At 44.5% G+C, this 16,295-nt stretch carries 10 protein-coding genes and 2 pseudogenes; 9 read left to right on the top strand and 3 right to left on the bottom strand.

All coding sequences use genetic code 11. From position 1 onward, the window contains the following. The first annotated feature begins 6 nt into the window (after positions 1-6). The 6 genes from mukF (at position 7) to trpB (ending at position 11,360) form a co-directional block, all read left to right on the top strand. Positions 7-1,344 (top strand): chromosome partition protein MukF, encoded by a 1,338-nt coding sequence (gene mukF, locus P7F88_RS20785; RefSeq protein WP_277827882.1) that lies wholly within the window; start codon positions 7-9, stop codon positions 1,342-1,344. Next, positions 1,325-2,032: a chromosome partition protein MukE gene (mukE, locus tag P7F88_RS20780; protein ID WP_277827880.1), complete on the top strand. Its 708-nt coding sequence runs from the start codon at positions 1,325-1,327 to the stop codon at positions 2,030-2,032. Before mukF ends, mukE begins: the two co-directional genes overlap by 20 nt. Further along, positions 2,029-6,516, top strand: a complete 4,488-nt coding sequence (gene mukB / locus P7F88_RS20775; protein WP_277827878.1) for a chromosome partition protein MukB — start codon at positions 2,029-2,031, stop codon at positions 6,514-6,516. Before mukE ends, mukB begins: the two co-directional genes overlap by 4 nt. A gap of 266 nt (positions 6,517-6,782) precedes the next feature. Next, positions 6,783-8,537: a sodium:solute symporter family protein gene (locus P7F88_RS20770; protein ID WP_277827876.1), complete on the top strand. Its 1,755-nt coding sequence runs from the start codon at positions 6,783-6,785 to the stop codon at positions 8,535-8,537. 125 nt (positions 8,538-8,662) lie between these two features. Further along, on the top strand, positions 8,663-10,012 hold the full coding sequence (locus P7F88_RS20765; RefSeq protein ID WP_277827874.1) for a transporter substrate-binding domain-containing diguanylate cyclase: 1,350 nt from the start codon (positions 8,663-8,665) through the stop codon (positions 10,010-10,012). A gap of 124 nt (positions 10,013-10,136) precedes the next feature. Further along, positions 10,137-11,360, top strand: coding sequence for a tryptophan synthase subunit beta (gene trpB, locus P7F88_RS20760; RefSeq protein ID WP_277827872.1), 1,224 nt, complete (start codon positions 10,137-10,139; stop codon positions 11,358-11,360). A gap of 72 nt (positions 11,361-11,432) precedes the next feature. On the opposite strand, the pseudogene P7F88_RS20755 reads toward trpB, so the two are convergent. After that, positions 11,433-12,262, bottom strand: a pseudogene (locus P7F88_RS20755) (NAD-dependent epimerase/dehydratase family protein). Between the two features lie 11 nt (positions 12,263-12,273). Further along, positions 12,274-12,507: a TIGR02647 family protein gene (locus P7F88_RS20750; RefSeq protein WP_277827870.1), complete on the bottom strand. Its 234-nt coding sequence runs from the start codon at positions 12,505-12,507 to the stop codon at positions 12,274-12,276. Between the two features lie 247 nt (positions 12,508-12,754). Here P7F88_RS20750 and focA point away from each other — a divergent pair, with 247 nt between their 5' ends. Further along, positions 12,755-13,591 carry a formate transporter FocA gene (focA, locus tag P7F88_RS20745; RefSeq protein ID WP_277827868.1) on the top strand — a complete coding sequence of 279 codons (837 nt, stop codon included), beginning with the start codon at positions 12,755-12,757 and terminating at the stop codon, positions 13,589-13,591. 83 nt (positions 13,592-13,674) lie between these two features. Here focA and P7F88_RS20740 read toward each other — a convergent pair whose 3' ends face one another. Beyond that, positions 13,675-14,466 (bottom strand): ABC transporter permease, encoded by a 792-nt coding sequence (locus tag P7F88_RS20740; protein ID WP_277827866.1) that lies wholly within the window; start codon positions 14,464-14,466, stop codon positions 13,675-13,677. A 416-nt stretch (positions 14,467-14,882) separates the two neighbouring features. Between P7F88_RS20740 and torE the strand changes: the two genes are divergently transcribed. Together torE and torC are read left to right on the top strand one after the other, a co-directional pair. Further along, entirely contained in the window at positions 14,883-15,065 is a 183-nt protein-coding gene (gene torE, locus P7F88_RS20735; RefSeq protein ID WP_277827865.1) for a trimethylamine N-oxide reductase system protein TorE, read from the top strand. Positions 15,066-15,103: 38 nt separating this feature from the next. Continuing rightward, positions 15,104-16,287 (top strand): annotated as a pseudogene (gene torC / locus P7F88_RS20730) (pentaheme c-type cytochrome TorC). The last annotated feature ends 8 nt before the right edge of the window (positions 16,288-16,295 follow it).

The following is a 16,295-nucleotide window of genomic DNA, read 5'->3' as shown; positions in this document are numbered from 1 at the left end:
ATAAAAATGAGTGATATGACTCAGGCTGTCGCCGATAAAACCATTGATGAAATGGTTGATTGGGTTCAACAGCATGAATTCTCGCTCAATCTCTCTAGTGAAAGGCTCGCGTTTCTTATCGCGATTGCCGTACTTAGTAACGAGAGATTTGATGAGGAATTGGGTGAGGGAGAACTGCACGATGCGTTCAAGATCATCACCCGACAGTTTAACACTACCGGAGAAGCAAGTGCTTTTCGGGCGAACAATGCTATTAACGAACTGGTTAATCAGCGCCTGCTCAGCCGCTTTACCAGTGAGCTGAATGAAGGTGCAAGCATCTACCGAATGTCTCCACTCGCGGTAGGCATCTCAGATTATTACGTTCGCCATAGAGAGTTTTCCAAGCTAAAGCTATCGATTCAGCTTTCGATGGTAGCTGGGGAAATGTCTAAAGCGACACAGGCGGCCAGAGAGAGCGGAGACCAGAGTCATTGGCGTAAAAATGTATACGCGGTGCTTAAGTTCTCTGTCGCTGAAATTTTTGACCAGATTGATCTCAATCAGAGAGTCATGGATGAGCAGCAACAGGAAGTGAAACAGCAAATTGCCGACCTGCTTAACAAAGACTGGCGTGACGCAATTAATAACTGTGAAAGCCTACTAACTGCAACATCAGATACTTTGCGAGAGCTACAAGATACGCTGCAGGCTGCCGGAGACGAAATTCAGGCTCAGATAATCGACATTCAGGAGACCATTTATGGTATCGATGAGCTCGATTTTATCGGAGAAATACTGTTTAGCCTGCAGACGAAACTGGACAGGCTGATTAGCTGGGGACAGCAATCCATTGATCTCTGGATTGGTTATGACCGACACGTTCATAAATTTATCCGTACTGCGATTGATATGGACAAAAACCGCGCTTTCAGTCAAAGATTAAGGCAATCGGTAAAAGATTACTTCGACGAACCATGGTGCCTCACCTATGCCGATGCAGAACGTTTAACGGACATGCGTGATGAAGCTTTGGTGCTTCGTGATGATGAAGTAACCGGTCATGCACCAGCTGAAGTGGAATACGAAGAGTTCCAGCAGGTTAACGATGAGTTGACCGAGCGTATAGCTGCAATGTTGACCGTACATAAAACTAACGGCGCACCAATCGATTTAGGGTTGATTCTGAAGGATTATCTTGCTCAGCACCCTGAAGCGCATCATTTCGATTTAACCAGAATTGTTATTGACCAGGCGGTACGCCTTGGTTATTCAGAGTCGGATTATCAGGCAATACAGCCTGACTGGCAGGCAATCAACGATTTTGGTGCAAAGGTACAAGCAAATGTCATTGACAAATATTGATGAATTCTTGCCAGCAGAGTTGGCAAAAGCAATCGCAAATCCTCTTTTCCCTGCACTGGATAGTATGCTGCGTGCAGGACGTCATATCTCAAGTGAGGATTTGGATAACCACGCGTTCTTAAGCGATTTTGAAACCGAACTGGCGCTGTTTTATCAGCGTTATAACACGGAGCTGGTAAAAGCGCCCGAAGGCTTCTTTTATCTAAGACCTCGCTCCACAGCGTTGATTGGCAGAAGCGTACTGTCTGAACTGGATATGCTGGTGGGTAAGGTGCTTTGTTTCCTTTACCTGAGTCCGGAGCGTATTGCTCACGAAGGTATATTTACCAATCAGGAGTTGTACGAAGAACTATTGTCGCTGGCTGATGAGAAAAAGCTGATGCGCCTGGTTACTAACCGTGCGACTGGTTCTGATCTGGATAAAGAGAAGTTGTTCGAGAAAGTTAGAACTTCACTGCGCCGCCTTAAGCGTATCGGTATGGTTATTTCCATTGGTGAAGAAGGCAAATTCAAAATCAGTGAAGCCGTGTTCCGCTTTGGCGCAGATGTACGCGTGGGCGACGACATGCGTGAAGCTCAGCTTCGCCTGATCAGAGATGGTGAAGCGGTTATTAAACAGAAGCAGGAAGAGATATTTCCGGCACAGAGTGAATTGTTCAGCGAAGAAACCGGGGAAGACCAAGCATGATTGAAAGAGGTAAATATCAATCACTGACCATGATTAACTGGAACGGTTTCTTTGCACGTACGTTCGATATCGATGGTTTGGTGACAACACTTTCGGGTGGTAATGGCGCAGGTAAGTCAACCACAATGGCGGCATTTATCACCGCGCTTATTCCCGATCAGAGCTTACTGCATTTCCGCAACACCACTGAAGCTGGCAGCTCCCAGGCCTCTCGCGATAAAGGCCTGTATGGTAAGTTGCAGCCGGGTGTCTGCTACGCAGCACTCGATGTGGTGAACTCACGTAAGCAGAGATTGTTGTTTGGCGTTAAGCTACAACAGGTAGCGGGTCGGGACAAAAAGGTAGATATAAAGCCATTTGTTATTCAGGGCCTACCAAGCCACCTAAAGCCTACAGATATCCTTATAGAAGCGATGGACGATGGCAAAGCTCGGGTACGTTCGCTTGGTGAAGTTAAAGAAACGGTCAGTGAAATTGAGGGCGTGCAGTATAAGGCCTTTAACTCGGTGGTGGATTACCATTCGCAGATGTTTGAGTTTGGCGTGCTGCCGAAGAAACTTCGTAACAGTGGTGACCGCTCAAAATTCTATCGCCTGATTGAAGCTTCACTTTATGGTGGTATCTCCAGTGCGATCACTCGTTCGCTTCGTGATTACCTGCTTCCTCAGAATGGTGGGGTGAAAAAAGCATTCCAGGATATGGAGTCAGCACTGCGCGAAAACCGTATGACTCTGGAAGCGATAAAAACGACACAGGCCGATCGTGACCTTTTCAAACATCTGATCACCGAATCAACCAATTATGTTGCGGCAGACTATATGCGTCATGCCAATGATCGCAGAAACAAGCTTGATAAGGCGCTGTCTGTTCGTAATGAACTGCTTAACTCTCGCTCATCTTTAATCGAAAGCAACGCTTTGGTTAATCGAATTCGCGAAGAGCTTGAGCAGTTGGTAGATCAGGAATCTAACCTTGAACAAGACTATCAGGCAGCTTCTGACCACCTGCAACTAGTGCAAAATGCGCTACGTCAGCAGGAGAAGATTGAACGCTATCAGGAAGATCTGGAAGAGCTGAGTGAAAGGCTTGAAGAGCAGGTGATGGTGGTTGAAGAAGCGCGCGAACGCGTTGCTGAAGCTGAAGAGCGTGCCCTGGTCAGCGAAGAGGAAGTAGACAGCCTTAAATCACAACTTGCTGATTATCAGCAAGCTCTAGATGTTCAGCAGACTAGGGCATTGCAATATCAACAGGCAGTCCAGGCGCTTGAAAAAGCTCGTCAGCTAACCAGTGATGATTCGCTAAGCCTTGATACTATTCATGCGACATTGAATTCACTTAAAACAGAAGAGCGCAATAAAACTGAGCAGCTGCTGGCACTTAAGCACAAGCTGGATATCTCCTCTGCTGCCAGTGAGCAATTTGAAAAAGGTCTGGCACTAGTAAAAAGTATTGTTGGTGACTGCGAGCGTACCGAAGCTGTACAGCATGCACGAGAAGTTATCGAGAAAGTTCGTCAAGCGGATAACCTGCTAGCGAACGAAGCTCAATGGCGAGCACAGCATCGGGATCTGGAACGAGATATCCATCGTCAACGTCAGGCTAAAGAGTTGGCGCAACAGTTCCAGAAACAGAATAACGTGAATATCGTTGATGAGCTAACTCTTGAAGAGGAGCGTGAGCGACACCTGGCTAATATCGAGCTGATTGAAGCTGATCAGGAATCGGGTCGTGATCTTCGTTTAGAGTGCAAGCAACAGGAACAACAACTCCAAAGCGAGATCACCCATCTTGAGGCGATTGCTCCGGGTTGGATTGTTGCTAACGACGCTCTTGAGTACTTAAGAGAGCAGAGTGGTGCAGAGCTTGCGAATAGCCAGTCGGTTATGACTCAAATGCAATTGGTTCTGGAGCAGGAAAAGCAGCAGTCGATTGACAAAGATAAGCTGGCTGAACGCAGAACGGTTCTGGACAGCGAGATAGAGCGATTAGCATCACCGGGTGGTGCAAACGATCCGCGCCTTAAAGGGCTGGCAGACACCATTGGTGGAGTGCTTTTATCGGAGATTTACGACGACATCACCATTGATGATGCACCGTATTTTAGTGCAATGTATGGTCCGGCACGCCACGCGATAGTGGTTTCCGACCTGACAGGCATTAAAGAGAAATTAGTTAGCCTGGATGATTGTCCGGAAGATCTCTACATTATTGAAGGTGATGTAGACGCATTTGACGACAGCTCGTTTGATGCAGAAGAGTTGGAAGGTGCGGTTTGTGTTCAGTTCAATGAGCGACAAATCCGTTACTCCCGTTTCCCTGAAATCCCGCTATTTGGCAGAGCAGCTCGAGAACAGCGTCTGGAATTGCTAAGAGAAGAGCGTGAAGAGGTTGTTGAGAAGCATGCAAAAGCAGCGTTTGATTCCCAGAAGCTACAACGTATCTTCAAGAACTTTAACGATTTTGTTGCTAATCATATCCAGGTCGCGTTTGAGCCTAGTCCGGAAAACGAACTTGCGCGTCTGCGTGACACTCGCACCAGGCTACTTGGTCAGTTAAGAGAACTGAACGACAAAGAGCAGCAGCAAAAGTCACAGATTTCAGTCAGCCGTCAGGCGATCACTCTACTGGATAAACTGGCTTCGCAAATCAGACTCATCGAGGATGATACTCAAACAGAGCGCTTTGACGAGCTGACAATAAAATTGGAACAGTTATCGGAAGGCAAAGCCTTTGTATCGCGACACGGTAAAGCAACAAAAGAACTTGAGGGTCTGGTGACTGCCCTTGAAGCGGATCCTAAGCAATTTGATGAACTTAAAGATGAATATCAATTTGCAGACGTTGCTCTGAAAGATCTGAAGTCGAGATTGTTCGCGTTGGAAGACGTCTATGAGCGCAGAAACTACTTTGCATACTCTGATTCAGTCGATCTCCTGAATAAGAGTAGCGAGCTAAGTGAGCAGCTAAAATCTAAGCTCGTTAATGCAGAACAGGTGCGAACTCGTTCCAGAGACGCTCTAAAGCAGCAACGTGAACAGCTTAGTCAGTATAATCAGGTGCTTGCTTCCCTTAAGAGTTCGCATCAAGCCAAGTCTGAAACGGTTCAGGAGTTCCGTATGGAGCTTCAGGAGTTCGGTGTACATGCAGACGAAGGAGCGCAGGAGCGCGCAGTAAACCGCAAGGATGAGCTTTACGAACGTCTTCAGGTTTCTCGTTCCCGCAAGACTGAGTACGAGAAGACAATTACTTCGACAGAGCTGGAGATGAAAGCTCTGGTTAAGAAGGCTAAAAAAGCAGAGAAAGGGTACCGCGAGTTGCGAACCTTCGTTGTTCTTGCCAAAGCTGGGTGGTGCGAAGTGCTCCGCTTGGCGAAGGACAATGATGTTGAGCGCCGATTGCATAAGCGTGAGCTGGCTTACCTGAGTGCAGATGAGCTTCGCTCAATGTCAGATAAATCTTTGGGTGCGCTTCGTCTTGCCGTAGCAGACAATGAGTTGCTTCGTGATGCACTACGTGCCTCTGAAGATAATGCTCACCCTGAACGCAAGGTGTTGTTCTATATCTCTGTTTACCAGCATCTTCGCGAACGTATTCGTCAGGATATAATTCGAACCGATGACCCTGTTGAAGCAATTGAAGAGATGGAAGTAGAGCTTGCTCGTCTTACAGAAGAGCTGACCCAGCGTGAGAATCGACTGGCTATTAGTTCCGACTCTGTTGCCAGCATTATTAAGAAAACGATCCTGCGCGAGCAAAACCGAATTCGAATGCTGAATCAGGGCTTATCCAATATTCACTTTGGTCAGGTGAAAGGGGTTCGATTAAACGTTAATGTGCGTGAGAGCCACGAAGTGCTTTTGAATGGTCTGTCTCAGCAACAGGAACAACACAAAGATCTGTTCGAGAACGCGAGATTCACCTTCTCTGAGGCGATGGCAAAACTGTTCCAGCGCGTGAACCCGCATATTGATGTTGGTCAGCGCTCTCCACAAGTCCTTGGTGAGGAGCTTCTTGATTACCGAAATTATCTTGAACTGAGTATTGAAGTTAATCGTGGTTCAGATGGCTGGCTACAGGCAGAATCTGGTGCGCTTTCAACGGGTGAGGCGATTGGTACTGGTCAGTCTATTCTTCTTATGGTAGTACAAAGCTGGGAAGAAGAGTCTCGTAGACTCAGAAGCAAAGATATTGTCCCATGTCGCTTATTATTCCTTGATGAGGCGGCACGACTGGATGCTAAGTCAATATCAACTCTGTTCGAACTATGTGACAGGCTGGATATGCAGTTACTGATCGCTGCACCTGAGAATATCAGCCCTGAAAAAGGGACGACGTATAAACTGGTACGTAAAGTCTTCAAAGATCATGAGCATGTGCATGTGGTTGGTTTAAGAGGATTTGGCAACAAGCCAGAGGGAGTTGAACCAGATCTAAATTCGGATGGGTTGGCATTACAGCAAGACTCAGAAGTGGCGACGAATTAACATTAACATTCAAAGCTAAACTTAAATCAAAGGGCGCTCCATGCGCCCTTTTGTATTACATATGATTTGGAATTCAGTTTAAATACTTTGAGAGCCAAGTAAGGCATGGTCGAATTATTAAGATGTTGTGCCTTTATTGTCAGGTGATTGTCAGTTTTTTCAACTAAGATTAGGCGGTCACATATGCGTTATTTGTATTACAAAAATACTTTTGTTTGGGTTATTATAGTCGAAGGTAAATTGCTAATTTTAAAAAGGCTGAAAAAATGACTATCGATACTCTTGTAGTTCTCGCCTACTTCTTCTTTTTGGTTGCTATTGGCTGGATGTTCCGTAAGTTCACAACATCCACTAGTGACTACTTTAGAGGAGGAGGCAAAATGTTGTGGTGGATGGTAGGTGCAACTGCTTTCATGACACAATTTTCAGCATGGACGTTCACAGGTGCCGCAGGACGCGCATTCAATGATGGCTTTGTCGTTGTAATTTTATTCCTGGCCAACGCGTTTGGCTATTTTATGAACTACCTCTATTTTGCTCCAAAGTTTCGACAGCTACGTGTTGTTACTGCAATTGAGGCTATCAGACAACGTTTTGGTAAAACGTCTGAGCAGTTTTTTACCTGGGGTGGTATGCCTGATAGCTTGATTTCCGCAGGTATCTGGCTAAATGGCCTGGCTATTTTTGTTGCGGCAGTATTTAACATTCCTATGGAAGCGACGATTGTAGTAACTGGCCTGGTTCTGATGCTTATGGCAGTAACCGGTGGCTCCTGGGCGGTTGTCGCTTCTGACTTTATGCAGATGCTGGTGATCATGGCCGTAACGATCACTTGTGCGGTTGCAGCGTATTTCCATGGTGGTGGTCTGACGAACATTGTGACCAACTTCAATGGTGACTTCTTCATGGGTAATAACCTGAACTACGTCAGCATCTTTGTTCTGTGGATTGTGTTTATCTTCGTTAAGCAGTTTGGTGTGATGAACAACAGCATCAACGCGTACCGTTACCTATGTGCTAAAGACAGCGAAAATGCGCGTAAAGCTGCAGGTCTGGCTTGTATCCTAATGGTTATTGGTCCACTAATCTGGTTCCTTCCGTCATGGTATGTTGCTGCATTTATGCCTGATTTCGCGGAAAACTATGGTTCTGTAGGCGGTGACGCTGCGTATTTGGCATTCGTTCAGAATGTAATGCCTGCTGGTATGGTTGGTTTGTTGATGTCTGCGATGTTCGCCGCGACCATGTCCTCCATGGACTCAGGCTTGAACCGTAACGCAGGTATCTTCGTGTGTAATTTCTATTCTCCAATCATGCGTCCAAACGCATCGGAGAAGGAACTGGTTGTCGTCAGTAAGATTACGACCATTATGATGGGCTTTATTATCATCGCCATCGGCCTGTTTATTAACTCATTGCGCCACCTGAGCCTATTCGACATTGTACTGAATGTTGGTGCATTAATCGGTTTCCCAATGCTTATTCCTGTGCTACTTGGTATGTGGATTCGTAAGACCCCAGACTGGGCAGGTTGGTCAACATTGCTGGTAGGTGGTCTTGTATCTTACATATTTGGTATTGCTCTTCAGGCTCATACTGTAGAGAGCATTCTGGGTCTTGGTTCAGACCAGGCGTTTACTGCACGTGAGTGGGCAGACCTTAAAGTTGGTTTGAGCCTAGCCGCACACGTTGTATTTACTGGTGGCTACTTCGTACTAACAACACTGTTCTACAAAGGCTTAACACCAGAACGTGAAGCCGAAGTTGAAGAGCTGTTTAAGAACTGGAACACACCTGTGGTTTCTGACAGCGAAGAGCAGCAGAACCTGGATACAAAGCAGCGTTCAATGCTAGGTAAGTTAATTAGTACTGCTGGTTTTGGTATCCTGGCAATGGCTCTGATACCGAATGAAATGAGTGGCCGTATGTTGTTCTTGCTATGTGGTTCAATCGTTCTGGTTGTTGGTATCCTTTTGGTTAACGCGTCAAAAGGTGGCAAGCGAGACTTAGCGACTGCTTAATAAGAAAACACTTCTATCGAATCAAATGCCGCTGACAATCAGCGGTATTTTTTTGCCAATTATTCCTCTTTATAGGCTTATTAATCTTATACTCAAAGTAAGTGTTTTATTATTTAGCAGTTGTGATGCTCGTTATACGTTTATTTCTACTAACAGTTTTACTACTAACTGGAACAACACCATTAGCTCAATCTTCAGAAGAGAATGAGAAAATCGTTGTGGTAAATTCTAAATCATGGCCGCCGTTTTCTTTTGTCGGAGACAACGGGGAATCAAAAGGGATTCTCTATGACTTATGGATGGAAGTCGCAAGACAGCAAGAGATCGATATTCAGTTTGTAAACACTGACTGGGCAGACACGCTTGATAAAATACGTTCAGGAGACGCAGATTTGCATGCCGGGCTTTTTCGGTCTTCTGAGCGAGATGAATACATGGACTTTTCAGTACCGATCGACATTCCTATCGCAACGAGGTTGTTTGTTGCTTCTGACTTAGACGTCGAAAAACTTTATGAAATGGGTGAGCATCAAGTTGGAGTGACCAAAGGTGGTTTTGCCGAAGGATTTATTGAAGCAAATTATCCCGAAGTGCTAATAAAAAGCTATCCCAATTCGAAAGAGATAATTGAAGCCGCAATACAAAGAGAAATAAAAGTATTTGCGATGGATTATCCTACAGGGATGTACTTCCTGCATAAACACGGTTACCCCACGGAGTTCAGAGCTGTTGAAACACTATATATGGAACGGCTTCGGGCGGGTGTGCCAGAGGGTAATAGAGAATTGCTGAAACTAGCGAATAAAGCACTGACGGAAATGCCCGAGGAAGAGTTCAACCGCATCTTAAGCAAGTGGATACAGTCAGATAAAGCACTTCCGCGCTGGATTTTACCCGGATTCTTGTTCTCAGTCGCCTTTCTGCTTTTTAGTTTTACCGTTTTCTATATCTTAATGCTCCGTAAGCAGGTCGACGCGAAAACTCAAGAATTACGTACCCTGTCAGAAATCGATGCCTTGACAAAAATCTCTAACCGACAGAAGTTTGAGACCTGCTTTGAGTGTGAACTTACTCGCTACAAACGTTATAAACAGGTTTTTTCTCTTATTTTAATCGATATCGATGACTTCAAATTGGTGAACGATATTCACGGTCACTCTGTTGGTGATGAAGTTCTGATATCACTAGTAGATCTGCTGAAAACCAACATACGTGAAAGCGATATGATAGCCCGGTGGGGAGGCGAAGAGTTCGTTATTCTATGTCCGAATACCGATAAAAACTCAGCAACTCAGCAGGCGATAAAATTACAGGAACTGATCTTGTCGCATGAGTTCCCAGTGGTAGACAGATGCACGGTCAGTTTTGGCATTGCGGAAGTGACTGAGTCAGATGATACGCAAGATGTTTTTATCCGTGCAGACAAAGCGCTGTACACTTCAAAGGAAGAAGGCAAAAACACGGTAACCAGTTAATCGACCTAGCGTACTAGTGAACTAGATCAGGTTCACGGTTTGATTATTTTCCCAGCATAGCTACTGTCCCAATCTTATATCCCGTTGTAGTCTGTTTTAAATTCAGTTGCTAATGGATAACAAGATGAAAAACAGTTTTGAGCACACTTTACCTAACGAAGACGGCTATTTTGGCGAATATGGTGGAAGTTTTATTCCACCACAACTTGAAGCCATTATGCAGGAGATCAACAAAGAGTATCAGGTTTGTCGTCAGGACTCCGAGTTTCAGCAAGAGCTCGCACGTCTATATAAACACTTTGTTGGCAGACCTAGCCCTATTTTTCATGCACAAAACCTTTCTGAGAAGTATGGTGTTGATATTTACCTTAAGCGTGAAGATCTGAACCATACCGGAGCTCACAAGATAAACCATTGCCTGGGCGAGGCGCTTTTAGCTAAGAAAATGGGCAAGAAGAAGCTGATCGCTGAAACTGGCGCAGGGCAACATGGTGTCGCACTTGCTACAGCTGCAGCCCTCGTCGGCCTTGAGTGCGATATCTATATGGGTGAAGTGGACATCGCAAAAGAGCATCCGAACGTAGTTAGAATGCGTATCCTTGGAGCAAATGTTATTCCGGCTACTCATGGACGAAAGACTCTGAAAGAAGCAGTGGATGCGGCGTTTGAAGCCTATTTGAAAGATCCTATCACTCAACTTTATGCTATTGGCTCAGTTGTGGGTCCACATCCTTTCCCTATGATGGTAAGGGATTTCCAGTCTATAGTGGGTAATGAAGCTAAAATCCAGTTTAAGGAGATGACAGGAAAACTGCCAGACAACCTTGTTGCTTGTGTGGGTGGTGGTTCAAACGCACTTGGTCTGTTTACTGCGTTCCTTGACGATGAAAATGTCGCAATTCACGGCTGTGAGCCTGCAGGGCGGACACTAGAAGAAGAGGGTGAACACGCTGCGACACTGACACTGGGCGAACCAGGTGTTATGCACGGCTTTAAGTCCTATATGTTGAAGGACAGCGAAGGTGAACCTCAGGAAGTCTATTCTGTGGCTAGTGGCCTTGATTACCCATCGGTAGGGCCTCAACACAGTTATCTGAAAGATATTGGCAGAGTCAGCTACGGAACGGTAGATGACAAAGAGGCGATTGATGCATTCTTTGAGCTTTCACGTCTGGAGGGGATTATTCCTGCTATCGAATCTTCTCATGCCGTTGCTTATGCATTCAAACTGGCTAAACAAGGCGTTAAGGGTTCTGTACTGATCAACCTGTCTGGTCGTGGAGATAAAGATATCGACTTTGTGGTTGAGCAGTATGGCGCTCAATATGGAATAGAATCACTTGTTTAATCTATCCCCAAGTAACCTAGATAAATCTCTCCTCATCTCTGAGGAGAGATTTTCGTCCGGTAAGCTCAGTTGTTACTGCGCCTCTAACGCATCATATACGTGCTGATATTTGAATTGGTAACCCAGTTTCGTGAGTTTTTCTGAAGATATCCGCTTGTCGCTAACATCCATTATTTCTGGTAATTCAGAAGATAGCCCTGCAAGCTCTGCAGCTCTCGTATAGAAATCTGCTTTAGAAACGGTTTCTGGTGTTGTTGCATTGACTGTTTCGTTTTCGATGGCTTCAACTGCAAACACAGTGGCAGCTATAGCATCATCCAGATGAAGCATATTAGCCGGAGCAGAGCGGCTTATTGCCTTTAATTTGGAAATAAAACGAGCTGGGTTTCGATTTGGACCGAATAGCCCAGACAACCTGACAATCGCAAAAGAAAGCCCTGAATCAATAACACTTTGTTCTGCCTGGAGCATTAATCTGGCTTTGTCAGAAAACTGAGGGTCTTTCTTTGCATTTATAAAGTTTGATAGTTCCTCTGTCATTACACCTTTACCGGAAGGGTAAACGGTTGTGGAGCTAATCATGACGATTTTTTTTACGCTTGCCGCAAGTGATGCTTTGACAAGCCTTTGCCACCATTGCGCATACTCCGCTCCATTTCCTTTGCGAAAGCCTGGAGGAAAGGATCAATCACTGTGTGGATATTATGTTTGGTCAAATGAGCAGTCAGATTGTTTTCAGCGTCGGTATCTGAAAGGTTGGCAACAAAACCAGAAAGGCCTTCTATAGAATTAAGGCCTTCCTGAGTTCGTCTGGTTACAACACAACTGTGATTTTTAGCGTTCAGTGCTCTTGCCAGTGGTTCGCCAAGCCAACCAGCGCCAATAACGGCAATTTTGGTCATATTGAATTATTTTAAGCGGATAGGACGCGTAGTATCTTATCAGCGTGCTCAGCTACCTCTATACCTTCGTCGGTAAGATAGCCACCATCGGGTAGGGTACACAGCCCTTTATCGTACAGACGTTTAACAGCAGCCTGCATATCTTCTGAAGCGTCTTGATGCACCTTAATTCCTGTAGCAGCGCTACTGATGTCGAACTGAAGCAGTAGGTTAAGCTCTGCGATTGATTCTGAAGTATATTTCATAGGTTTACCTCTGTATTTCCATACCCTCACCATAGAGCGACGATTCTATAAGAACAAGCGTTAGAGCCAAGAAGTGTTACATCGACTCAATTTGGTGATTTTTCAGTCATATACTGAGTATATAACCTCACAATGTTTCACATTGAATAAGAATTCATTTTTCACACAAAATTTGCTTGAAAAATGCTTATGAGGGTAGATTATGCGCGCACCTTAATATGTTGAAACTGTGAACTGGGACGCAATTATGAATCATTTTGACTCTCTTCTTCCTCCTCAAATGGCAGAGCGTGCCGCTGAAGTTGGTGTTGGTAAAGCAACCAAAGATCCAATGAAGTCTTTTCTGCTGGCTATTACAGCGGGGATTCATATCGGTATTGCCTTTGTTTTTTATACTACTGTAACCACAGGTAGTGAGGATTTGCCATGGGGACTGATCAGACTTGTCGGTGGTCTGGGGTTCAGCCTTGGTCTCATTCTGGTCATTATTACCGGGGGAGAGCTGTTTACAAGCTCAGTGTTGACACTTGTCGCCCATGCAAGCAAGAAAATTACCTCAAAAAATCTGGTAGTAAACTGGATGATCGTTTATCTGGGTAACCTGATTGGAGCGTTAACGCTTGTTGGGATTATGCTGGTTGCTAAGCAATATATGTTTGATCATGGTGAAGTTGGCATAAACACCATGAAGATTGCGCAGCATAAGTTGCACCATGGTTTTTTTCAGGCTGTCGCGCTTGGCATTATGTGTAATGTTCTGGTTTGTATCGGTGTATGGATGACATTCAGTGGTAGAAGCCTGAATGATAAAATCATGGTTATGATTTTGCCGGTGGCTATGTTTGTGTCTGCTGGTTTTGAGCACTGTATTGCAAACATGTTTCAGGTTCCGATGGCTATTGGTATCAAGACTTTCGCATCACCAGAGTTCTGGCAAATGACTGGCGCAAACCCTCTGGACTTTGCTGACTTAACCTTGAGCAACTTCGTATTAAATAACCTGATTCCGGTGACGATAGGCAACATTATCGGGGGAGGCATTTTTGTCGGTATGGGTTACTGGCTAATCTATCTGCGAGATTAATCTCAGAAAATTATTGTTTATCCACAATATCTGTGGATAAACAGTGAGAGCCCTTTATTGCTCGGCGACTCGAAAGATTCAAGCTATTTTTCCAAAAATTTGGCTAGAATTCTTCCTTCCTTTGTTATCGCTCTTTTTAGTGACAGTTGAAGCGATAATGTTAAGGAAATACTCATCATCACGAAGATTGCTATCAGAATGATGATTTGGTATTTGATAGCGAGCATAGGGCTTGCCCCCTTAAGGATCTGACCTGTCATCATTCCAGGAAGTGTCACAATTCCGGTTGTTGCCATTGATGCTAATATCGGGGCTAATGCCTTTTGCATCGCCTCTCTCACAAAAGGTGCAGCTGCATAAGAAGGACTTGCACCTAACGATAACGCCGCTTCATATTCCCCTTTTCGTTGCTCGAATGCAGTAAACAAATTCTGAAGAGCGACAATATTACCGCTAAGGCTATTTCCAAGTAACATCCCGGATAGCGGGATTAAATACTGAGCGCTATAAACGGGCTCTGGCTTAATGATCACTGTGAATAACAGTATAAGTATTGGTAAAAGGCCAACCAATAGACCAACTGTCACGGGAGGAAGAATAAATTTACGTGGCAGCTTGGCTCTGCTCACGATCGCACTGGCGCCCACAATGGTCATTATCGATAGCCAGGCGATATTTAATAGCAAGCTGTTTTGTTGAAAAACAAACTCTAAATAGAGACCAACCAATACTAACTGTATCGCCATTCTTAACAGACTGATGGAAAATTCGCGCGTCAGATTTAACTGGTAGTACTTATTGATTCCATAGGGGATGAGAAGCGTCAGTGAGAACACGCCTAAGTTAAGCCATGAAATGTCCAATGCCGATTGCACGTTTTACTCTCCGCTAGAATTTTTGGTTTTATTTTATACCACAAGTTCAACGTTACATATATATAACAACCACAGGCTTAGCACTGTCCGTTTTTTAAGTTTTAGAGAAAATACTTCGTCTGAAATTTGTCTTTTTTTGCTCACGAAATGTATCTAATTTGTAATCATTGGTCTGCACATTTAACCGTGTGGCAACATTACAAAACATTAATAAAATGACACATTTTTTCATATGAATTCTTAATAAATCACATCTCCGTTTGATATCAAAAAACTCCCAAATAGTAGATATAGCAAGGCTTCTTTGCGTTGAACCCTACAAATAGTGTGGTCTACAATTTCCGTAGTTAATAAAAATATTGATTAGTAATAAGACCTATTTTGGGGTCGGACATTCACTACTTGAGTAAGTTTGTATGAAAAATGTTAATAGCGACGATGGAAGTATAGAGGTTACCCGCAGCCTGGAATGGAAATCTTTTCTGTTAATTACGGTTGTTCTATTTCCAGTGTTAAGTGTGGCACTTGTCGGTGGATATGGATTTCTTATTTGGATGATGCAGGTTCTGTTTATGGGACCTCCTGGCATTCACGGTTAATTGCTCCTTTTTAAATTCAGTTTAGAGATACCCGAATTATGAAATCCACAATTGTAAATATCTGGAAAACGATGAATCGCCCAGCCGCGCATATCAGTCTTGGTGTGCTGACGCTAGGGGGTTCCTGGCAGGCATTATTTTCTGGGGCGGTTTTAACACTGCTCTTGAAGCAACGAATACCGAAGAGTTCTGCATCAGCTGTCACGTAATGGAAGACAACGTATACAAAGAGCTGCAGGAAACGGTTCACTGGTCAAATGGATCTGGTGTTCGTGCGACCTGTCCTGACTGTCACGTACCACATAACTGGACAGACAAAATCGCGCGCAAAATGCAGGCATCAAAAGAAGTATTCGCTATGGTTTTCGGCAACTATGGCGAAGAGGGTGCATTTGAAGCTAAGCGTGGTGAGCTTGCTCAGCACGAGTGGGATCGTTTCTCTGCTAACGGCTCGTTAGAGTGTAAAAACTGTCACGATTACGATTCTATGGACTTCTCTAAGATGTCTGCCAATGCTCAAACTCAAATGAAACTGGCTGCTGAAAAAGATCAGAGCTGTGTGGATTGCCACAAAGGTATTGCTCACAAGCTTCCTGAAGGCTACAGCGGCGCGGGCAATATGATGGAAGAGCTGGCTGCACTGACTAAAGATACTGAATTTTCTGACGGTAAAACTGTGGTTTCGATTCGTCACCTGAAGTTGTTTGAAGACGCAGCAATGACAGTAGAAGCCGGTGAAGTAAAACCAGCATCTGAGATGAAGATTATCACAAGTGAAGGCGATGCTGTTCAGGTTGAAATTGACGGTTGGCGTAAAGCTCGCGGATTCGCCCGCGTAATCCAGGAAGATTTTGGCATGAACATCGGTGTTGCTGCACTGACTAAAAAGGCAGCTAAGAACAAGCAAATCATCAAGAAAGGCAAAAAGCAGGTTGATGAGCTGACTGGTCTACCATGGCAAAAAGTCACTGCAACACTTTGGATTAAAAAAGAAGGCTTGCTAAATGATGTGACTCCGATTTGGGAGAAATCTGAGCAGGCATATAAAAACAACTGTTCTACTTGTCATACAGAGCCTGAAGTCGCTCACTTTGACACCAACACATGGCCTGGCATGTTCGACGGAATGCTGGCATTTGTTAACTTCGATACTGATACAGAAGCGCTGGTATTGAAGTACCTACAGAAACACTCTTCAGATTTTGCTGAAAATAGCCATTAAGCTTAAAG

It is taken from the genome of Vibrio hannami (assembly GCF_029589055.1).
GTDB classification, from domain to species: domain Bacteria; phylum Pseudomonadota; class Gammaproteobacteria; order Enterobacterales; family Vibrionaceae; genus Vibrio; species Vibrio hannami.
The sequence above is the reverse complement of the archived record's forward strand: the minus strand, read 5'-3'. Positions and strand labels throughout refer to the sequence as shown.